General features: G+C 43.6%; 20 protein-coding genes and 1 pseudogene. 9 read left to right on the forward strand and 12 right to left on the reverse strand.

From position 1 onward, the window contains the following. Window positions 1-34 precede the first annotated feature (34 nt). Entirely contained in the window at window positions 35-151 is a 117-nt protein-coding gene (locus tag H8S84_RS20350; RefSeq protein ID WP_394367994.1) for a pentapeptide repeat-containing protein, read from the forward strand. 146 nt (window positions 152-297) lie between these two features. Then, window positions 298-1,065, forward strand: coding sequence for a DoxX family protein (locus H8S84_RS03705; RefSeq protein ID WP_187065907.1), 768 nt, complete (start codon window positions 298-300; stop codon window positions 1,063-1,065). 252 nt (window positions 1,066-1,317) lie between these two features. Here H8S84_RS03705 and H8S84_RS03710 read toward each other — a convergent pair whose 3' ends face one another. Further along, window positions 1,318-1,728, reverse strand: a complete 411-nt coding sequence (locus H8S84_RS03710; protein ID WP_187065908.1) for a DUF4345 family protein — start codon at window positions 1,726-1,728, stop codon at window positions 1,318-1,320. Between the two features lie 516 nt (window positions 1,729-2,244). Between H8S84_RS03710 and H8S84_RS03715 the strand changes: the two genes are divergently transcribed. Continuing rightward, window positions 2,245-3,108 carry a CPBP family intramembrane glutamic endopeptidase gene (locus H8S84_RS03715; protein ID WP_187065909.1) on the forward strand — a complete coding sequence of 288 codons (864 nt, stop codon included), beginning with the start codon at window positions 2,245-2,247 and terminating at the stop codon, window positions 3,106-3,108. Between the two features lie 291 nt (window positions 3,109-3,399). Here H8S84_RS03715 and H8S84_RS03720 read toward each other — a convergent pair whose 3' ends face one another. After that, complete coding sequence (locus tag H8S84_RS03720) at window positions 3,400-3,918, reverse strand: hypothetical protein (protein ID WP_187065910.1); 519 nt, start codon at window positions 3,916-3,918, stop codon at window positions 3,400-3,402. 145 nt (window positions 3,919-4,063) lie between these two features. On the opposite strand from H8S84_RS03720, the gene H8S84_RS03725 reads away from it, so the two are divergent. Further along, entirely contained in the window at window positions 4,064-5,281 is a 1,218-nt protein-coding gene (locus H8S84_RS03725) for a hypothetical protein (RefSeq protein WP_187065911.1), read from the forward strand. 280 nt (window positions 5,282-5,561) lie between these two features. Here the strand turns inward: H8S84_RS03725 and H8S84_RS03730 are convergent, their stop codons facing one another. From H8S84_RS03730 to H8S84_RS03745, 4 genes are all read right to left on the reverse strand, one after another. Then, complete coding sequence (locus tag H8S84_RS03730) at window positions 5,562-6,167, reverse strand: YceI family protein (RefSeq protein ID WP_187065912.1); 606 nt, start codon at window positions 6,165-6,167, stop codon at window positions 5,562-5,564. 391 nt (window positions 6,168-6,558) lie between these two features. Next, window positions 6,559-6,936 (reverse strand): hypothetical protein, encoded by a 378-nt coding sequence (locus H8S84_RS03735; protein WP_187065913.1) that lies wholly within the window; start codon window positions 6,934-6,936, stop codon window positions 6,559-6,561. A gap of 35 nt (window positions 6,937-6,971) precedes the next feature. Continuing rightward, window positions 6,972-7,451, reverse strand: coding sequence for a cupin domain-containing protein (locus tag H8S84_RS03740; protein WP_187065914.1), 480 nt, complete (start codon window positions 7,449-7,451; stop codon window positions 6,972-6,974). 163 nt (window positions 7,452-7,614) lie between these two features. Next, window positions 7,615-8,481: an AraC family transcriptional regulator gene (locus tag H8S84_RS03745; protein ID WP_187065915.1), complete on the reverse strand. Its 867-nt coding sequence runs from the start codon at window positions 8,479-8,481 to the stop codon at window positions 7,615-7,617. A 357-nt stretch (window positions 8,482-8,838) separates the two neighbouring features. Here H8S84_RS03745 and H8S84_RS03750 point away from each other — a divergent pair, with 357 nt between their 5' ends. Next, window positions 8,839-9,708 (forward strand): DUF5694 domain-containing protein, encoded by an 870-nt coding sequence (locus tag H8S84_RS03750; protein ID WP_187065916.1) that lies wholly within the window; start codon window positions 8,839-8,841, stop codon window positions 9,706-9,708. Between the two features lie 254 nt (window positions 9,709-9,962). On the opposite strand, the gene H8S84_RS03755 is transcribed toward H8S84_RS03750, so the two are convergent. Continuing rightward, window positions 9,963-10,310: a DUF3140 domain-containing protein gene (locus H8S84_RS03755; protein ID WP_187065917.1), complete on the reverse strand. Its 348-nt coding sequence runs from the start codon at window positions 10,308-10,310 to the stop codon at window positions 9,963-9,965. A 290-nt stretch (window positions 10,311-10,600) separates the two neighbouring features. On the opposite strand from H8S84_RS03755, the pseudogene H8S84_RS20065 reads away from it, so the two are divergent. Next, window positions 10,601-11,347, forward strand: a pseudogene (locus tag H8S84_RS20065) (bacteriorhodopsin). Between the two features lie 584 nt (window positions 11,348-11,931). Further along, window positions 11,932-12,768 (forward strand): alpha/beta fold hydrolase, encoded by an 837-nt coding sequence (locus tag H8S84_RS03770; protein WP_187065920.1) that lies wholly within the window; start codon window positions 11,932-11,934, stop codon window positions 12,766-12,768. Between the two features lie 107 nt (window positions 12,769-12,875). Here the strand turns inward: H8S84_RS03770 and H8S84_RS03775 are convergent, their stop codons facing one another. Continuing rightward, a complete protein-coding gene (locus H8S84_RS03775) occupies window positions 12,876-13,736 on the reverse strand; it encodes a universal stress protein (protein ID WP_187065921.1) in 861 nt (286 codons plus the stop codon). A 432-nt stretch (window positions 13,737-14,168) separates the two neighbouring features. Here H8S84_RS03775 and H8S84_RS03780 point away from each other — a divergent pair, with 432 nt between their 5' ends. Beyond that, a complete protein-coding gene (locus H8S84_RS03780) occupies window positions 14,169-14,651 on the forward strand; it encodes a hypothetical protein (protein ID WP_187065922.1) in 483 nt (160 codons plus the stop codon). Window positions 14,652-14,844: 193 nt separating this feature from the next. Here H8S84_RS03780 and H8S84_RS03785 read toward each other — a convergent pair whose 3' ends face one another. Beyond that, window positions 14,845-16,593, reverse strand: a complete 1,749-nt coding sequence (locus H8S84_RS03785) for an ABC transporter ATP-binding protein (protein ID WP_187065923.1) — start codon at window positions 16,591-16,593, stop codon at window positions 14,845-14,847. A 137-nt stretch (window positions 16,594-16,730) separates the two neighbouring features. Next, window positions 16,731-17,120 (reverse strand): hypothetical protein, encoded by a 390-nt coding sequence (locus tag H8S84_RS03790; protein WP_187065924.1) that lies wholly within the window; start codon window positions 17,118-17,120, stop codon window positions 16,731-16,733. Window positions 17,121-17,228: 108 nt separating this feature from the next. Between H8S84_RS03790 and H8S84_RS03795 the strand changes: the two genes are divergently transcribed. After that, window positions 17,229-17,639 (forward strand): hypothetical protein, encoded by a 411-nt coding sequence (locus H8S84_RS03795; protein ID WP_187065925.1) that lies wholly within the window; start codon window positions 17,229-17,231, stop codon window positions 17,637-17,639. Window positions 17,640-17,731: 92 nt separating this feature from the next. Here the strand turns inward: H8S84_RS03795 and H8S84_RS03800 are convergent, their stop codons facing one another. Together H8S84_RS03800 and H8S84_RS03805 are read right to left on the reverse strand one after the other, a co-directional pair. Further along, window positions 17,732-18,361, reverse strand: coding sequence for a cupin domain-containing protein (locus H8S84_RS03800; RefSeq protein ID WP_187065926.1), 630 nt, complete (start codon window positions 18,359-18,361; stop codon window positions 17,732-17,734). Next, window positions 18,358-18,906, reverse strand: a complete 549-nt coding sequence (locus H8S84_RS03805) for an RNA polymerase sigma factor (protein WP_187065927.1) — start codon at window positions 18,904-18,906, stop codon at window positions 18,358-18,360. The genes H8S84_RS03800 and H8S84_RS03805 overlap by 4 nt, the downstream gene beginning before the upstream one ends. Window positions 18,907-19,217: the final 311 nt, after the last annotated feature.

Below are 19,217 nucleotides of genomic sequence, written 5' to 3' on the forward strand. Positions count from 1 at the left end.
TGTACTGGATAATGCTGACCTGAAAGGAGCAAACCTGCGGGGTATAAACCTTAAAAATACAAGCCTTCACGGGGCCGATCTCCGCAACGTCTGTTATTTAAACGAAGCTGCTTTAAGGGATGCCGATACAACAGGTATACTTTTGCGGTAGTGGCAGGAGCTATACCTTTTAATCACCTGATTCAGCTTATGTTAGCAGTGGTCATCCGGGAGTTGGTATAATATTTTTTTAGGTGCAGGCAGAAATGCTTGTTTTGCCATTACTAAAAACTCACACGCTACCAACACTATAAAACTATGCTGAAGAACAAAGACCTGCTCACGCTTCTAACCCGGATTTTTTTAGGCTATATTTTTCTCTCTGCCGGTATCTGCAAACTTACCCACGGCAACTTTGGGCAGATAATAGGACCGCCCTGGCTGGAGGAACGGCTGGCAGCGTATGGTCTGAGCCTGTTTGCGGAGGTGGTGGCGGTGAGCCAGGTGGTGTGTGGTGCGCTGCTGCTCTCGCAACGGTTTAGTTTATTGGGTGCCGTTATGCTGGTGCCCATGAACATAGCCATACTTGCTGTAACAGTTTCGCAGCAATGGGCGGGAACACCATTCATTAATGCTGTCCTGCTGCTGCTGAACCTTTTCCTGTTGGTTAGGGAGTACCCCAAATTCAGTTTTTTACTGCAGCTCAATACTACTTTCAAAATCAAACCGACAAGAATAGATCAGATCGGTCAGAATGTATTTAGCTGGCTGAGCCTGGGCTTTAGCTTTCTTACGATGGCAGCTGCATCCTATAATTTGGTGCTCACTAATCTGTTTGCCGTACTGGCCTTCGCGAGCTTTGCCTTAACTATTATCTACAAGGGTGTACAGCATAAGCTCGATGTGCTGCTGCTTACCTTGCCCTTTGTAACGATGACAGTTCTGACGCTCGGGAGAATAATACCCTTTGCCGAACCCCTTCTGGCTCTGCTGGTACTTGTTGAGGCGCTGTTACTTATTGTCAGGCTTTTATTGGGGCTAAGAAGAAGGGGAGAAACGACCCAGGCTGCAACGGCTTTGTCTTGATAGCAGGAGGTCTTTGCTTGTGTAAGTTTGTAGGTGATTTTTTGTGGGTATAGAGTGTTCGCAGGTGTAAGTCATCCCCCTACCCCAAGTAGGAATTTAAGCAGGAGTAATCATCCCCTGTCCCTCCCAAATTAGTGTCGAAATCAGGGACTTAAAAGGGATGATTACGTATTGCCGAACACAAACTGGCAAGAACACAAAGGATGCTGATGTTGATGGAACGAACTGACGAACAACCTTTGTGTCATGCGCCTATAGGGTAGCCGCTGGTTTTCTGTTGGCTATCGCCAGCACAAAGGCAAACAGAAAGAACACCGACTCTGTCACCAGCCATTGGTTTCCGAAATCTCCAAGAGCTCCTTCTGAGAAAATAGTAATGGTACGTGATACGGCGTACAAGCCCCACAGCAGGCACAAAAACAGCAGGCCTTTTTGCGTATCGCGCAGCATCAGGTACATCAGGCTAATAAAGAGCGTCATCCCCACGCCACCATATACGCCCCTAATAGAGCTGAAAGCATCGGTGTTGTTTAACTGCACATTTACCAGGTCCATCACGGCCTGCGGGTTGGCAAAAGCCATTACGCTTACAGACAGTAGGCTTAGCGCTGAAAGTAGGATAAAGCCTTTTGAGGCCAGGTTTACGAGTCTTTTCTTTTTCATAATTTGTGGATTTAAGTTTATAGGACAAAGGTGGGAAGTCTCGGATATCTTAACCTTGATCAAAATCAATATTTCAGATTAAACCTTGTGGTATAAACCTCGCTGAAGCTAAATGAATTAATTTCTGTCGTGGTATTGCATGTCGTAGCTGCTCCTTGCCCATGCAAATTATACCTTCAGCAAAAGTTACACTACGAGTTACAAGTCCGCATTAACAGAAACCTTATTGGCAGAATCCTTATGATTAAAACGGAGTGTATTGATCAGCAAGCAGCGGTATAAACTATAAGCCTACTGGCTGGAAACAACATCGGGCCAACCTGTTTACTTCTTACTGCTGCTCTGGCTAAATAAGTTGATAGAAGAAAAGAGCCTGCTTACCTTCAAAAAACATAGGTGCTAATTATATGTCGATATATAAAGGCATTTAAGCTAATTCATTATGAATCCTCTGAAGCGAATCTTACTTTCAGCTAAGTTTATCACCATACATCAAGCAATCAAAGAAATAGCACTATGATCAATCAGCAAGAGATGATAGAGATTAGCCAGGCCGAAACCTCTAAAACAAAAATTCTTATCTATTCGCTTTCTCTTGTCTTTTTAACGCTCATAGCTTTATGGTTCAGAGTACCACTGGAAGCGGAATTGCTTACCTTTATAGAAAGACCTTTGGTTGCTAGTTTGATGGCAGGTTCTTTAATAAGGTTTCTTATCATTATCTGCCTGAGTGTTTTCATTGTTAAAAAGAGACTACTTGCCTTTAATGGCCTATACCCTTTCGATTTGCGCAATCCGTTATTGCTGTTACTTCTCCCTGTTATAGTTATCCTATTGTTGGCTTACTCCAGCTATGAAATCTATTTTAAAGCTGAGCCTTTTATACTCTTTTTTTTTGGTTTAGCGCAAACCCTCGTTGGGGTTTTAGAAGAACTGCTTTTCAGGGGAATCATCCTCCCACTATTGATCTTATACTTTGCAGGTAAAAATAAATCCATCTTAAAAGCTGTTTGGTTTTCTTCTTTGCTTTTTGGTGCCGTGCATGCCGTAGCATTAATCAGAAATCCTGAAAGCATTTGGGATGTTACAAACACCGTCATTTTTGCCATCGGCATAGGATTTTTATTTGCGTGCCTTTTGCTTAGATCCAGAAATATTTTAGTGCCGATCTTTCTTCACTTTCTGATAGACTTCACAAACGGGGCCGGTGACTTGAATGAGGTAGAGGTACTTACGCCAACCCCTACAACGAGCACTATTGTACTTACGCTTGCCGTTGTCACGGCCATGAGTCTTTTCTTCATCGGCATCGGCTATTGGCTGATGAAGCGCGTTCAGAAGGAAGAATGGCTCCAAAAGGCTGCCATGATACATGTCTGATGCTATATCAGCGTCTTCAGCATTTGTAAGGTTCAAGCTATTTAACCTATACTTTACTTCATCTAATGATGATATACACGCTGCCCCAGGCTTATGCTTTTTGATTTTTCTAAATGCTACACCTCCTGACAGTGTAGCATCATGAGCTGCAAACTCACTTCAGCATTACTTACAAGCTTGCTCTAAAGAACAATCTATACTTGGCCCCCGCTGGCACGGGCTTTAAGCTAGTGGATGCATGTTTAAAAGCGCAGATGATAAACGTCATCATAAAAGCCTTTACAAAACTTCTCAAAGGCGACCATTCGATCTGGCTATTTCATAATCTGCCTTTTCAAAGATCTTAATCCCGCTGTAACCAACCTGCTTATACTTTAGTAACCGAAACATGTACCTGGGATCGGGATAATCGGCATAGTACTCCAGTTGCTCTACTCCTTCTAACTTATTTCCTTCGGAGATGGGCCGCATTTTGCACAGCCTGAATTTCTCCTGGATTCTTTGAATCGCTTTATCCGGACTAACATTATATAAAATACGTGAGGGGCTGTTATTGCTGTAGTATAATACACACCATGCCATAGTTCCCTCCCTTGTTAAATTCGGATTATATGCCCAAACAGCTTTTCCCATAACTCCGTCAGTTGGTTTACTGTCAGATATAAACTCCCACCCTTTTTGTGTCAGCTTTCTGTCAATTTCAGGCACCTCCATTTGCCTTAGTTTAAGCAGGTTTCGCAGTGTAAGCTTTTGAGTTAGTGCAGGAACAGAAATAAACAATGAAACCAAGCAAATAAAGAGTCCTTTCATATGAGTAGCAATCAGTCAATAATAATCATGTGTAACGGCAGATACATAAGTCTATAACATAGCACACAAAAATTACATCTTTTAAAAATAATTGATTTACTTTATATAAAATAAACTTAATATTCCATTCAAAACCTACCTGCTCATGCGGAAAAATTTACTTTTTGGTATTCTTGCTATCAGTGCCTTATTCAGTTGTGACAAAGAAAACTCACCTGAACCAATGTTGAAAGTGTCTGAATTTAATTTTAGGCTCGATACATCTCCCAAAGTAGCTGATTATGAACTGATCGTATCTCAGAGAGATGGAAAAGTACTACTGGATACCCTGGTCGCATCGCATGAGAACCATAAGTTGAGCGTGAAATCTGCAGACACGGAATTTGACATTACCACTATCACAGTAGACCCTACTACTCTGATGAACAACATAAAAACTTATGCAAAGGTAAATCCTAACAACTGGCACATTAACAATTTTGGCACAGCTACAACAAAGCAAAGGGAGAAAACGCGTGTTACCTATACAAATTTACCTTCATACGATAGCAACTTCCTGTTTATGGCAAGGGAGTTGGGAAGCTGGAGTACCTCATGGTCTGGTAGTACTCTAACAGTAGATTTTAACAGGTTATTACCAACCGACCAGGCTTACCTCTTACTTCCTAAGTATGGTAAGTATATTTTAAGCGATGTCACAACAGCTCAAAAAAGTATAGATTTTTCTGAAGCTAAGAATACGATCAAAACAAAGTATAACAACAAACCTGCCGGTATCACAAACCTAAGGTCATATTTATATGGTTATGCAAATGACGGCGTATCAACTTACAAGATGATGCTTTTTAGTGCATTCAATGGCCCAACTGAAGAATACGACCTGCAGCACCCCCCTACAGGATTCGACCTATTTGATTTCAATATGCAGTACCACGATGCAGATAAGAACTGGCATATCTATAGCTTTAATGGGATAAGTACTATACCTACCGAAATTAACTTCTTAGGGAAAGCTGATTTTACTGTAAATAAGTCAGCATTTGACGACTTCCAGATTGCATTCGAAGCAGATAAGCCTAGCATTTACAACACCTGGTGGTCTTCTACAGATGCTAATTTAAAAGCTAGCTGGGAAGTTTATTCTTCTCCGGCGGACAACAGTTTTAATCCAAAAGCTCTTTTAGAAAATCTTAAAAGTAAAACGCTAGCAGGTAATTCTTCCTTGGCTTTCAAACTTGTGTCTGTTACCTCTCAAACCGCTACAGATCGCAACCACCAGGCATTTCTAGACTATCTGTATAATGCGACTGTACGCAAGGATAATCCAATCAGGCATACCAGAAAAATATACAAATCTTTTTAAAATGAGCCGAAAGGTAAAGTTTAGTCATATTATGCCGACACTGTTTCTAGCCTTAGAACAAAGCTAGCACCGGCCGGTGTGCAGCCAGTATGCTATTTATATTTTAGGCACGAGTTAGTAGCTCGTGCCTTTCTTGTACTAAGCACTTTACCTAAAGAACAGGAAGCACCATCAGTTTTTATCGGCACTTCACTCCTACTATACCTTATAAAACCTGAAGGGGCTACCTGTAGCAGGTGCCCCTTTAGAAAACAGATGGTTATACTTTGCACTAAGCGAACTACCTCTTATGTGCCGTCAGGTCAAACGTGATGTCTACCTCTGGCAAAATGTGGTGCTCTCCTAGCTCAGGATCGGCGGCGTAGGTCATACCCCATTTAGTTCTGTTCAGCTTAAAGTTTGCATCCAGCTCCAGGTTGCTACCTGCAAGTTTTATCTTAGCCGGAAACGTGATAGGGTGTGTCTGCCCCAACATGGTAAAGTTACCAGTTACGGTGTAGTTGGCTCCCTCCGTTGTATTGGAAAGGGGCTGCACCTCCGTGATCTTGAAAGTAGCTGCAGGATGCAGTGCCAGGTTAAAAAAGTCAGGGCTCTTGAGGTGCTCTAGCAGCACCGGCTTTACTTCTGCAGGTAAATCAAAGTTCTCGATGGTCGCGATCGGAATGGTGAAGGTGCCGGCACTTACCTTCCCATCTTCAACTTGGATATCCTGGCTCTGCACCTGGAAAGAGCCATCGTGAAACAGGCCCGGACTGTAGCCTTTCCATTTTACAACAGAGCTGCTCTCTTGAAGCGCAAAAGTGCTTTTGTCAACTTCTTCTTCTTCGCAGCTTGTAAAGCAAAAAGCACTGAAAAGAACGCACGCAGATAAAATTACTTTTTTCATAGGTTTATTTTGTTTGAGTTTTAAATTATTAATGGTTAAAGGCGCAGGGTTTAATGTAAGCTGCGCATTACATTTATCTTTAAAATGTTGCCAGCTATTCCAGCGGCAGGTTGTTTAAATTTGGTTTTATCCGTAAAGTATGACCTCGCTTGTGTTACCAACCCAGGTGCTCCAAATTGCCGCTACCCCAAGTAGGCGCTGTCATCTCATCAAAAGGAGATACCTTTTTAGAATTCCATTGCACATGTTCTATTTAGACTTCTTACCGAGTTCGAAATGACAGCTGAGTGGTTCACTCATAAGTTAAAGGCACAGGTGTTCCAGCCCATTGCTGTCGCATCGGTAATGGGTATTAGATCAATTTATACTTTGAATAAGTTTCTAACTGAGCCTAAGTAGACTTATAGCTTAGCTGTGCGTTTTGCTGTTGCCTGGCCCAGTCGTGCATGCAGCCCAGCCGCTGTATAAGCTGTGTTATATCAGCAACTGTAGCGGTGCTTCTGCTGCTGCCTTGCAACGCATTCGCAAGCTGTGCTACAAGCTGCCTGTATAGAATCTGTATTTGCTGCTTTGGCCGGCCATCTAAGTTATAGTAGGCCCTGATTACCCGGAGGTACCCTACCAGCACTTCGGTAGCCGCTTGGTCCAACAGTATGGTATAGCTGGCACTTCGCAACAACGCGCTTACCGTTGACACACTTCCGTCCGTTGGTCCCGCATAGGCTTGCACGCTCAGGTAGGGATCTTTGAAAAGGACGGGTTGCTTCATGTTGGTTGCTATTGGGTTAGTGTTTACAGGTATACTTACATAAAGAGCACGCCATACTTGCCGGTCAGCTGCGTGGTCATGTGCTCGATAAATTCGGCTGGTGGTGGTCCCTGCGGGTGTATTATTTTTAACTCTTCGGCTGCGGGAAAACTGAACTCCAGAAAGTAGTCTAAAAAATTGCCAGGCGTGATCAGTGTCAGGGAGCGGGCTACTGGCGTATCTATGGTAAAGTGGTGCGGTACCTGGCGCGGTGCAAACACAGCTTCACCGGCAACAGCCTTTACTTCTTTGTCGCCGATATGAAAAGTCATCTCGCCCTCAAGCAAATAAAATGTTTCGTCTTCGCGGGTATGCACGTGCACCGGCGGCTCAACGCCTTTTGGTAGCGTTATGTCTATTAGTGCCATACTTCCGCCGGTTTGCTCCGGAGAAAGAAGCACTTTAAAGTAGCCGCCCTGGTAGTTTCTGTAAGCATCGGCGATAGTTGTAGTTGGTACTTGCTGTAATGTTTCCATGGTTTTATTTTGGTTGTGATTAACATTACAAAGGTCGCACATGCAGCAGCAGTATACTTGTACAAAAACGACCTGTTAATTAATTTATGATTTTTATTTAAAGTATATAGTAGCACTATACTCATAAAGCACAAAGCCACCTGCAGGTGGTTAACGTTCTCAATCAGGCGCTTAGGGCTGCAGGCTTTTGCTTCATGAAACATTGGCCGTGCGTTACGAAAAGTTCTTTGGAGCTTTCAGAGAAAAGCTTGCTCGGGCTTACACCGGCTATACTTTTAAAGTCTCGGGAAAAGTGGGATTGGTCGTAATAACCTGCCTCATAAGACAGTGATGTAAGCGAAATGCCCGGATCGGATTCCAACGAGGAGAAGGCGGAATTCAAGCGGATAATCTTGCCCATCTCTTTCGGGCTCAAGCCGATTTTAGCCCGGAACAAACGTTCCAACTGACGGGTACTGATGCCAAGTTTCTGCTCTAGTCCCTTGATGGCCAGGTTGCCATTGTAGGCCTTCATCTGCTGTATGGTGTAGTCTACATAGTCTACCATATCCTGTTGTGGCAACAGGCGCTTCTCCAGGAAAGTGTTTAGCCTGCCGATGCGCTCTTCGTCCGATTGTGTTTCCTGTATCTGCTCGAGCAGTTCGTTTACAGAACCGCCCCAGATCGCTTCAAGGTCAAGGCTTGGCATATCTTTAAACTCCTCCATGTGCAAAGGCAGAAACCGCTGCGCCCCGGAAGATTTGAACTGTATTTTGATAAGCCGTGTGTGGCCGGAAAATTTAAGCCAGATTGGCTGTGTAAGTTGTCCCACCATGAAAGCCTGTCTTGTACGTTGCATCACGGTAGTTGGGCCATTCAAGCTATACTCATGCGGCTCACCGTACAGGAACAGCATCGAAATTTTGCCATACGGGATCAGCCTCCAAATAGTAGAAACTGCTTCCGTATTACGCCAGTCAATATCAACCAGCATGTAGCTGTCGATGTACCTGTTTAGGCTTGGACTCGGCTTAAAAAGTTCGGCTTTCATATAGTAATGCAAATTTAAACTTAATTATTTACAAATTTAAAGCTGCCTGAATAATTAGACTTGTAAAAATGCGACATTGGTAACAGCTGTTATAGCTTAGCCTCTCCAGATTTGTAGTTGCGTCAGCTTAAGCTTCAGGTTATTTAATAAATAGCTCTGAACTAACCATTATGTGAAAATAAAATTCCTTCTGGCCTGATCTGGTTATGCGCTAACAAAAACTGCAGCACATTCCCCAATTTTAGATACGCCCATCTAAAAACAGAAGCTGATTCTTAGCTTCTACAAAAATTGAGATACCCTCAGGCAACCACTTTCCCCTGCTTTACATCTATGCATTATCAAACCTAAACGACTATGAAAAAATTATTCTTTGCAGCACTTTTCCTGGCGACTACTTACATCTCTCCTGCACTGGCACAACAAGGTAAAACCAGTAAGCAAGATGATCGCGCACAGGTTATGATTCTGGGTACCTTCCACTTTGCGTATCCTAACCTAGATGTGGTAAAAACTGAAAAGTCTGATCAGCTGGACATAAAATCACCTGAGAGTCAGCGCGACATAGCGCGCTTAGTTAATCAAATGGCCAAATTCAACCCTACTAAGATTGCCGTGGAAGCCATGCCAGAGAAACAAGCCAAACTAGATTCGCTTTACCAGGCTTACCTTGAAGGCCGCTATGAGCTAGGCTTGAATGAAACTTACCAATTGGGGTTCAGGCTCGCAAAACAGCTGGGGCACAAACGTGTCTACGCCACTGATTCCTGGGGTGATTTGAATGCTTACCAAAAGCCAGGAAGCAAAGAATTTGAAGTGCGCGATGATATAAAGGAGCGGATGGAGAAGTTCTGGGAGTACAAGCAAAGCACCGTGCAGGCACGCGCTGAAGCCGAGAAGAAGTTGTCTGGACCAAAGCCGCGCTCCCTTTACAAAGCTATACAGCAGCTGAACCAGCCAGAGGCCATTCGCAAAAGTCACGAAAACTATTTTCGGGAGGCTTTTCAGTATGAAGAACAGCCTTATGATTACACTGGTGTAGATTGGTACAACGCCAGTTGGTTTAGCCGCAACCTTCGCATTTTCCGCAACATTCAACGGATTACTGAAAGCCCTGATGACCGTATCTTATTGATCTATGGATCTGACCATGTGGCCCTGTTGCAGCAAGCCGTGGAGAGTTCTCCTACGCACCAATTGGTACCTGCGCATAAGATGCTCAAATAGGTGTTTACTGATTCATACAGTTTCCCGCAGGTGTAATTTCAGACCGGTGTAATCATCCCCCTACCCTTTAAAGGGGGACTTTTTACTGCCAATTGTAATTTTCACTTTGTAGATAAATAAAATAAGCATAGCAAATGAGGTTAAATACACATGCTAATTGTCTCTCCTTCAAGGGAGTGAGTAGGATGACAAGTCTGTGCTAAAGGAAGTTTATCTATCAAAAAACAAAATTACCCCCTACAGCACTTTGGATGTTACTTCTTCGGCTCATGGCCCCAGTTTTTGAGGGAGTAGCGCCAAGGTGTTTCGTCGATGTTGCCGGAGGGACGCTGCGCCGTGTGGCGGTGCACATACCCTACAACTTTGCGCATGTGGGTATAGTCTGAATCGTTAAGATCAGCTTTCTTCTTATTCAAAATCTTAATAATTTTTTCTCCTGAATCGTGCCCCACCGATTCACTGTTTTCGCTCTCCTTATACCCTACTTCCTTCGATTCGTCCGTCTTCAGCCATTTCTCCAGTTCAGAAGGCGTCATGTTAACGGCTTCTTTAAAATCCTCATATATCTTTTCGCGTTCTTCTTTGTCAAATTCTTGTGCCATAGTTTAATGCTTAAGTTACAGCTATATACTTACGGTTAGCCAGTAGTTCAGGTATGAAATATTTGCCAGGCTCTTGGTAAAGTATACTATTAAATGTTGTAGTTGTCTATCTAAACGAACAGGGACCGGCAGTAAGTAACGTAATCTAAACCGTCAGACTTTTAAATAGGATTTAGTCTCACGCATAGTTTGTAGCAAAACATTTAAACAAAAATATAAGTTAAAGCTATACGATTAGCTCTTAGCACCTTATAAAGCTAATGGGGCATGCATGGCATAATTGTAAAACGATGAATGAAACAGAAGTACTACTGCACTGGGCTTATGTAGCCATCATGCTTGTTAGCGGCATCGCCTTTTACCTACTCAGCAAAAACCCGAAGGACGTCCCATACTATAAGTATACTATCCATATTTTTATTGTAACATGGTCTGCACTCGCCTACACAGCCTTAGCGCTTAATCAGGGTACAATCGAAGTTGGAGGCCAGCAGGTACATTTTGCGCGCTACTTAGATTGGGTTATTACCACACCATTACTCCTGCTTTCGCTGGCACTTACAGGTAAGTTGATTACCCGCAAAGAAGGTTGGCTAATTGGCACCATGATGGGCACGCAAGCCATCATGATTCTTACTGGTTTGGTAGCTGATTTATCAGTTGATGAAACAAGATAGTACTTTTGGTATACTGTAGGATGCATTGCCCTGGCGGTGGTGTTTTATATTTTTTGGAATCCATTGTATGCTATTGCTAAAACGCAGGGCGAGAATATAACCCGTGTTTACAGAGGATCTGCTATGTTTCTTACTATACAATGGCTTTTGTACCCAATAGTATGGCTCATTGGTGATACAGGCATGAAAGTAGTTAGCCCATTTACGACTACTGTTTTGTTCCTGATCATACCTATAGTGTCTAAAGCTGGATTTGGGTTCTTTAACCTCTTAAAACTGCGGGATTTGCCAGCAGAAGACAAACCCACTCCAAAACCGCCACACCCTTACGAGCCCATTCATAAATTTGGACCGGTTTAGTTCTGGTGAAAGCCGATGGTGAGATAGCATGCATAAAGGCACCTATCAGGTTGTTGGAAAAATATATAAGCCCCTGATTTGACCCAATGGCACCTTTCTCTAATTACCCATAAATAACCCGTTGCTAACGGATTAAACTGCGTATATTAGAGTATGTTAGATAACAAATTTCCTATAGGGTCCGAAGTGTTCGCAAAAGTGAATCCGGATCTAAAATTAACCATCAGACAATACCTGAAACGCATCTACTATTGTACTGTGAACAATAATCCTTCTCAGAAGGATTTGGTATACTATGAGCGAGAGTTAATACCTGTACCGGTAAAATAAAAATAAAGCCCCTGCCAAAACAGGGGCTTTTTAATTGCTGCTGCTTCCGTCAATTTATCTGTACCTCTTCCCTCCCAGGCCACTCGTAAAGTTCGAGGCCATGTCTTATTTATATGCAGCCTAGTAACAATAAAACAGGCTGGCAGCATCCTTAATCAGGATTTATAAAACAATACATTTTGGATTCAGTTAAAAGTATAAGCCAATAACGGCTGTTTATACTTCACATATCTAAAACCAAAACAAACTTAACTATGCCATTTATTGAAACAGAAGACATCCAACGCGGAGAGAACGTTTACCTGAACTACCAGGACTACGGCGACGGACAGCCCGTAATCCTGATACACGGATGGCCACTTAGCCACAAAATGTGGGAGAATCAAGTTCAAGCCATTGTAGATGCCGGATTCCGATGCATCGCCTACGATCGCCGCGGCTTTGGCGATTCTGACCTGCCCTGGTTAAACTATGATTATACTTCCCTGGCACAGGACTTGCGTGCTCTGATAGAGCAACTTGATTTGCGGCACTGCGTGTTGGTGGGCTTCTCGATGGGCGGCGGCGAAGTGGTGCGTTACCTGAGCATGTTTGGCAACGATCGTATAGATAAGGCTATACTTGTCAGCTCCATCATTCCCATCGTGAAAAAAACAGACGATAACCCAGATGGTGTTCCAGAAGACAAGCTGGATGAAATTATGGAAGCACTCCGGACTAAGCGCGTTACGTTTCTAGCCGAGTTCAGCAAACAGTTTTACAACTACAGCGACAATAAGAAGAAAGTAAGCGAAGAGCAGCTAAAGTATGATTGGGCCATCACCTCGGCTGCATCGCCGCGGGCCACTATAGAAACTGCCAAAGCCTGGGCCAATACTGATTTCCGGCAGGAGCTAAGGAACGTTAATGTACCCACATTGATCATACATGGAGATGCCGACAATATCGTACCCATCGAAACGAGCAGCGAACAGTCGTCTAAAGAAATCCGAAACAACAAGTATATTAAAATAAAGGATGCCCCACATGGCTTGTTCCTGACGCACAAAGAAGAGTTGAACAATGCCATAATAGATTTTCTGAGGCAGTAGTCGATATAGTTAGCAGTAAAAGAGCCGCCGCTACGGATCAGGTAGCGGCGGCTCTTTTACTGTTTATATCTCATAATCATATGTTTCCTTTTAATCAAATTAGCAGCTTATCGGTCCATTCTCCTTTCAGAATCAGCATTTCGCTGCAAATCTAGTAATCTTCCGTTTTCAGGTAACGCCAGCATGGGCAGGTTAAGGTTGCGGAGCAGTTTAGCTGATACACTATTGTGCGTTATATTTTCAAGGAAAATTCTGTTTAGCATAGTAAAGGAAAGTAAACTGGTGTTTGTTTCCTGAACAAAGCGGGTGATGCCTTCAACTACATCATCATTGGCTATTTCTACGAATTGGATATCTGCCTGCGGAAACTGTTTTATCAGCTCTTCCTTCACATATTCGTCATCAATAAGATCTGGCTGGTTTTTACTCTTTATGTGAAGAAACGTTAAAGTAGCATTGAACAGCTCTTTCAACTGCATTAGTTGTAATACAGTTACCTGATCTCCATTTTCAAAATCTGCAGCATACACAATGTGCTCAATTGGTTTAATAGGCCCATTTTCAGGTAATACCAGCACAGAACATAGGCCGCGTTTTGCAATAGCTTCGGTTCTTGTACCAAAATACTTTTCCTTTAATCCTTTTCCTCCAGCCGTTGCCATTACCACTAAAGAAACCCCCAGTTCATCTATAGCATTCACTATCTCATCTACTACATTACCTCCTCTCATCACAGTCTCTATCATAGCTCCTTCGCATTGTGAGTTAGCCAGGAAGTTGCTCATCTTTTGTTGGGCCTCCTCACTGTGGGCTTTCTCCCTGGCGATACCAAAGCTAGGAAGGGCTGATTTATCATAGATATGACAGAGTATTACCTTCGCATCAACTTCTATTGCCAAACGGCAGGCATGATTTAGCGCTCTAAGTGAACTATCTGAAAAATCAGTTGGAACCAAGAAAGTCTTCATGTGCTTACAAGTTTAAGTTTATAACCATGGGTATTTGTACCCCTATTTGTAAAAACAATGGTGGGTGCTCCACTAGTCTAATAAAACAATGTATATCATTGCTATACATGATCTTAACCAATATATCATCACTAGCGGCACTTATAAGTTTTACGGAATAAGTATATAGATAACTGGAAATTATTCTATTTGTTTTTATCAGCCTCTTCTCTTCCGCTCTCTAAAATTCCAAAATGGCCGGACTTTTAGCTTCTGATTATACTTATCACATATCACCATCTTCCTGATAAAATCACTGATTATATTAAATTTCTAATAAACTATACTTTGATGCTAGCGTATTTTATGAGCTAGAAACTTACAACCCTTATAGAAAAGCATGATATTAACTTTACTCTTAAAATCCCTTTATTAATTCAAATTGTAAATTTTATGAAAAAGTTAATATTCATTCCATTGTGCTTTTCTCTTTTCTTTACCTCATGTAACGACGAGGATACAGAAGAAGTAATTCCGGCTGTATCAACGATTGACGCTGAGATGAGAGGCGACTGGACAAACACTGATATAAAAAGAGTATACTACTCAGACAGGGACACCGTGATGTACGAAGACTCTGTTAAGCGACAGGCCTACTTTAACTTTAACGGGCAGAAAATGACAGTTACGCTACCAGGCAGTTCGGATCAAGATGTATGGAATTATAGCTTTCCGGATAAGAATGACTCAACCTACATTGAGTTAAAGCAGAACAATGTTACTACAAAGTATAAAGTCACAACTTTATCTGGCGATCAAATGGTTTGGGTAGAAGAAAGACCTTGGGCTGGCTTCCCGGAGGAGGTGCCAGACAACCAAAAAACAACCTCTAAAGTAGGCGTTTACACCTGGAAATTTGTTAGAGGTAAAAAGTAAGCATGAGCTAAAACCATTAAAAAAGGTGCGAACCTTCGTAGTTCGCGCCTTTTTTATTTCCTTCGCGCTCAAACAGCTGTAGCGCAGATATATTTAGAACAGATGGTGGACCAATTGAAATTATAGTTTGATTTATACTTGACTACAAAAGCATGAACACAGGAAGTACGCAAATCATGCAATAAGCTTATCTCTATATCCTCGCCTGGTAAGTATAAAGCTGATAATACCTCCCCTGCTGCTCCAACAATTCTTCATGGCGGCCTTGCTCTGCGATGCGCCCCTGCTCGATCACCAGTATCTGGTCGGCCTGCCGGATGGTGCTGAGGCGATGGGCAATCACAAAGGTGGTGCGTCCCTGCATCAGGGTCTTGAGGCTTGCCTGTATTAGGCTCTCGCTTTCTGTGTCCAGGTTAGAGGTGGCTTCGTCAAGTATAAGTATGCGTGGGTCGGCAAGTATGGCCCGGGCAATGGCAATGCGCTGGCGCTGCCCACCCGAAAGTTTTACGCCGCGCTCTCCTATCAATGTGTCCAGGCCATCGGGGAAACGGTCGGTGAACTCCTGCACATGGGCTGCCTGTACTGCCTGCATCAGTTGCGCCTCAGTAGCGTTTGGTCTTGGAAAAAGGATGTTCTGGCGTATGCTGCCCTCAAACAAAAAGTCGTCCTGCAATACCACGCCTAACTTGCTGCGGTAGCTTTGCAAGCTTATACTTTGCAGGTCGTGGCCATCCAGGGTAATAATGCCACTGTCTGGGTTCAGGAAGGAGGCGGCCAAACCAGCGATAGTGGTTTTACCGGAACCGGATGTGCCCACCAAAGCCGTAACTGAACCGGCAGGCGCTCTGAAAGAAATTTCCTTCACTACGTCTTTCCCTGATTCATAAGCAAAGGACACCTTATCGAAAACAATATCGCCATGGATGTGGTCCAGCTTTAACGTACGGGTGCCATGTTCATCCTCTAGGGGTGTGTTCAATATCTCCTGTGTGCGATCCAGGCCGGCAAAGGCTTCGGTAAACTGGCTGCCAATGTTGCTCATTTGAAGTATGGGCGCGATCATAAAACCCAGGTACAGTGTAAAGGCCAAGAAATCGCCAAAGGTCAAATCACCTTTCATGATCAAATAGCCGCCGATGCCCATAATGCCCGCTGAGGCAAAGCCCAGCAGCAAAGTAGCCGCACTTGTTACCATACTGGTGGTAGTCAGGCTTTGCTTTACATTCAGGAAAAGTCGGGTAACGCCGTCTTCAAAAGTCTTTATTTCCTGTGCTTCCGCATTAAATCCTTTTATCACGCGCACACCACCCAGCGTCTCGGTCAGGCGGCCTGTTACCTCGGCGTTGATCACCCCGCGCTCCCGAAAAATGGGCCTGATCTTGCCGAAAGCCTTTAGCGAGATAAGCCCGAAAATAGCAACCGGAATCAGCACAAAGCCTGTCATTAACGGACTAATGTAAATGAGCAGCACCAGGCAGATAAGCGAAGTAAGCACACCACCTATCATTTGAGCAAAACCGGTACCTACCAGATTTCGAACACCTTCCACATCCGTCATGATGCGCGACACGAGTTCGCCAGTCTTGGTATTGTCGAAGAAGCGGATGGGCAGCTGCATGATGTGCCGCTGTACTTTGGCGCGCAGCTGCGAGATGAGGTGCTGCGCCTCCACGCTGAGTATCTGCGTTAGCGCAAACGAAGTAACCGACTGAATGACAATAGCTGTTAAAACAGCTCCGATTAGCCACTTAAGCATGGTGCTGTCGCCGTTCGGAATCACATCATCAATAAGAAATTTACTTGCTCCTGGTAATACCAGACCGGCCAGCCTGCTAATGATGATCAGCACCAGACCGATTGTAAGGTATTTCTTTCGGGGCCAGATGATAGTTTTAAATACCTGGCTGATGGTAACGTTCTGGAGCTTTTTAGACTTTGGCATGGTGGCACTTTGTATGCTGTAAAGGTAGGAATTTTTGCCAGCCTTTGATGGGTAGAAGATAAAGGCTGCTATGTAGGCTTCTGCATCAGCAACACCCTTACACTAGGCTCCCCAGGCAATGGCAGCTAAGGTTGTAGTTATACTTCCTTTTCTATGAACAACCGGTAAAGCAGGATAAGGACGCTGATAAGAACAATGGTAGTATAAATCTGCTTGTTGTACCTGGCCAGCCAGTTTGGGAGGTAAATATCAAAATTATCGCGGGTAGAATTTGAGTACTTGCGGGCTACTACCGTTACAGGACACATGTTGTTAAAAACCAACAAAACAAGCCCTTCCAGTACAATGAAGCCAAGGCAAATCCATAACCATTTATCGATCTTATTTACCAGCACCGCATAGAGAAGGTAAAAAATAACCACGTTAAAGAAAACCCAGATCAGCGTGTGCAACACCTTTATGAAAACAAGCTTTTTATGGTTGTTTAGCCATTCTCTTCGCTTCTGTATTTCCTGGTCCGGTCTCATTGGTTTGCCTTGTCATATAGTATACTTTAATGCAAGCAGTTAAGTATAACTACTATATCCTGCAAAGCTGTGTGTACGTTAGTATTATAAATTACAAACAATAAGACGATGGCTTTGAAGCACATACAGAAAATCCTAATACCTATTCTCTTGCTGGGTGTAATGTGGCTAAGCAGCTGCCAAACCGGAAGCACACCTGCCGGCACGGCAACAGAAGAAAACAAAAGCATGGGCCCAGAACGGGTAGATATACGGGGAAGTATAATCGCCAGTAGGTACAGCGACGGTCAGGTGGTACTGGAAATAGAAGGTATTCCTCCTGCACCAGGTTCCCGTTACGACAGGGCCTATGTGCTGGTGTTGCCAACTGCCCAGATTATTGATCTTACAGGTGGTGTAATCAGCTACAATGAATTAAGGCAAGGCCAAAATGTAGCTATACTTTTACGAAGCGGAGGCCAGGGAAACCGAGTAGGCGTTGGAGTGGCCCGTAAAATATGGATAGAGGATGCTTACTAAAGTATAGCCTGTTAAATTGAAACTAGAGTGATAGGCTTAATTCCCTCTACAGATTTTATAATTTTGAACAACTTTTATGCTTAACACCTAAGTTAAAATATTTCCTCTTTTTCAAGGCTGAGGCGCTGCAGTATTGCTTTACAAGGAATATCAGAGGTTACTTCTACAAAATGGGGTGTATGCAACGGAACAGAGAAAAAGTCTCCAGCCTTCAGAGCCTGCACCTTCTCTCCTGCCGTAAAATTGCAGGTGCCTTCCAGAATCAGGAAACGTTCGTATTCGTCGTGGTGTACCTCCGGCTCTGTCATTTCCTTTATCCAGATAATGGCTGTAGTAGCTTTAGGTGTATAACCGATAATCTTGGCAAAAATTCCTGCTGCGTCGTCAGGTAGTTCGGCATCTTCGCGGTTTAGCCAGGTGGCATAGTCGCTGATGCTAGAGTTTGGTGTAAGTATAGGCGGCGAAGATGGAAGTTCTCCCTGTGCCATTCGCTCCATGTAATCTATGGTGGCCATCACCAGTGTTTTCACAGTGCTGCGCGGCTTTACGGCATAACCTTGCGCATACTTCTCCAGAGCAGATTGTAGCTGTTCCAGTTCCTGCTTTACTTCAGGGTGGGCAGCAACCATCTTTTCAACCTCCTGGCTTTCTTCAGGGCTTGCAGCACCCATTACGTACAGCTCTAAAACCCCTGATTGGATAAACTCGCGGATAGGGTTCATTCTGATTTTTCTGCCTTTAGTTTGTTGAATGCCATTTTCAATGTCTCTCTCAGCTGCTCTACAGGTATGTTTAATTCTGCGGCAGCTTCTGCGCATGTTCTTCCTTTCAGGTACAACAGTTCGAGTGCCTGCCTTGCCAGCGGCGTAAGGCTGTCCAAAACCTGCTTCTCTTTAGCACTGCCCTGCAAAGTTACATTTTTATTTGAGACATCTTCCGGTTTGGCTTGTCCGTTTTTCGCTCTAAGTATAGCCGCGTAACGATCTGTTTTTACTGCCTGCAGCGCCAGACCTCTTGCAATGGATAAACCCCAGGAAAGTAGGCGTTCTTTAGAAGAGTTGTAAACTCCAATGCGGGACCAAATGGCGACAAAAGTATCTTTTAGCACCTCTTCTGCCACGTCGCCGTCGCCTACTATTCTTTTAATTACACCTAACATAACGGGAGCATAGGCATCATATAGTTTGCCCAGCACTTCCTGCCGGCCCTGGCGTAAAGCAGCCACTATACTTTGCTCCGACTCACCCTGAAGATCGATTTCTGACATATTGTTGTTGTACTCTAATATGCTGCTGAGCGTGCAGCCGGGAGATTACTTTAATAAGCATAGGCTCTGTCTTGCGATGTTACGCACATTTTCATCCTAAAGTTTTTTGGATTCAATTTATGATGCTGTACACAGATGTATCAATAAAAAGAGCCGGTGACATAATCTACGCTCCCTTTTGTTTGATGCTATATAACTACTTCAACTTATTTACTGCTGCTGCATACTTTTAAGAACAACATAACCTTCAGCTAATGTTAGCTTATTTACTATAAAACAAAACAGCCGCTACTAAATGCAGCGGCTGTTTG

The sequence above is a fragment of the Pontibacter cellulosilyticus genome (assembly GCF_014306105.1).
Taxonomy (GTDB): Bacteria; Bacteroidota; Bacteroidia; order Cytophagales; family Hymenobacteraceae; genus Pontibacter; species Pontibacter cellulosilyticus.

Bases quoted from the DNA above. Each gene is read 5' to 3' on its own strand.
- H8S84_RS03705 (WP_187065907.1), top strand. From the start codon at position 298: ATGCTGAAGAACAAAGACCTGCTCACGCTTCTAACCCGGATTTTTTTA.
- H8S84_RS03710 (WP_187065908.1), bottom strand. From the start codon at position 1,728: ATGAAAAAGAAAAGACTCGTAAACCTGGCCTCAAAAGGCTTTATCCTA.
- H8S84_RS03715 (WP_187065909.1), top strand. From the start codon at position 2,245: ATGATCAATCAGCAAGAGATGATAGAGATTAGCCAGGCCGAAACCTCT.
- H8S84_RS03720 (WP_187065910.1), bottom strand. From the start codon at position 3,918: ATGAAAGGACTCTTTATTTGCTTGGTTTCATTGTTTATTTCTGTTCCT.
- H8S84_RS03725 (WP_187065911.1), top strand. From the start codon at position 4,064: ATGCGGAAAAATTTACTTTTTGGTATTCTTGCTATCAGTGCCTTATTC.
- H8S84_RS03730 (WP_187065912.1), bottom strand. From the start codon at position 6,167: ATGAAAAAAGTAATTTTATCTGCGTGCGTTCTTTTCAGTGCTTTTTGC.
- H8S84_RS03735 (WP_187065913.1), bottom strand. From the start codon at position 6,936: ATGAAGCAACCCGTCCTTTTCAAAGATCCCTACCTGAGCGTGCAAGCC.
- H8S84_RS03740 (WP_187065914.1), bottom strand. From the start codon at position 7,451: ATGGAAACATTACAGCAAGTACCAACTACAACTATCGCCGATGCTTAC.
- H8S84_RS03745 (WP_187065915.1), bottom strand. From the start codon at position 8,481: ATGAAAGCCGAACTTTTTAAGCCGAGTCCAAGCCTAAACAGGTACATC.
- H8S84_RS03750 (WP_187065916.1), top strand. From the start codon at position 8,839: ATGAAAAAATTATTCTTTGCAGCACTTTTCCTGGCGACTACTTACATC.
- H8S84_RS03755 (WP_187065917.1), bottom strand. From the start codon at position 10,310: ATGGCACAAGAATTTGACAAAGAAGAACGCGAAAAGATATATGAGGAT.
- H8S84_RS03770 (WP_187065920.1), top strand. From the start codon at position 11,932: ATGCCATTTATTGAAACAGAAGACATCCAACGCGGAGAGAACGTTTAC.
- H8S84_RS03775 (WP_187065921.1), bottom strand. From the start codon at position 13,736: ATGAAGACTTTCTTGGTTCCAACTGATTTTTCAGATAGTTCACTTAGA.
- H8S84_RS03780 (WP_187065922.1), top strand. From the start codon at position 14,169: ATGAAAAAGTTAATATTCATTCCATTGTGCTTTTCTCTTTTCTTTACC.
- H8S84_RS03785 (WP_187065923.1), bottom strand. From the start codon at position 16,593: ATGCCAAAGTCTAAAAAGCTCCAGAACGTTACCATCAGCCAGGTATTT.
- H8S84_RS03790 (WP_187065924.1), bottom strand. From the start codon at position 17,120: ATGAGACCGGACCAGGAAATACAGAAGCGAAGAGAATGGCTAAACAAC.
- H8S84_RS03795 (WP_187065925.1), top strand. From the start codon at position 17,229: ATGGCTTTGAAGCACATACAGAAAATCCTAATACCTATTCTCTTGCTG.
- H8S84_RS03800 (WP_187065926.1), bottom strand. From the start codon at position 18,361: ATGAACCCTATCCGCGAGTTTATCCAATCAGGGGTTTTAGAGCTGTAC.
- H8S84_RS03805 (WP_187065927.1), bottom strand. From the start codon at position 18,906: ATGTCAGAAATCGATCTTCAGGGTGAGTCGGAGCAAAGTATAGTGGCT.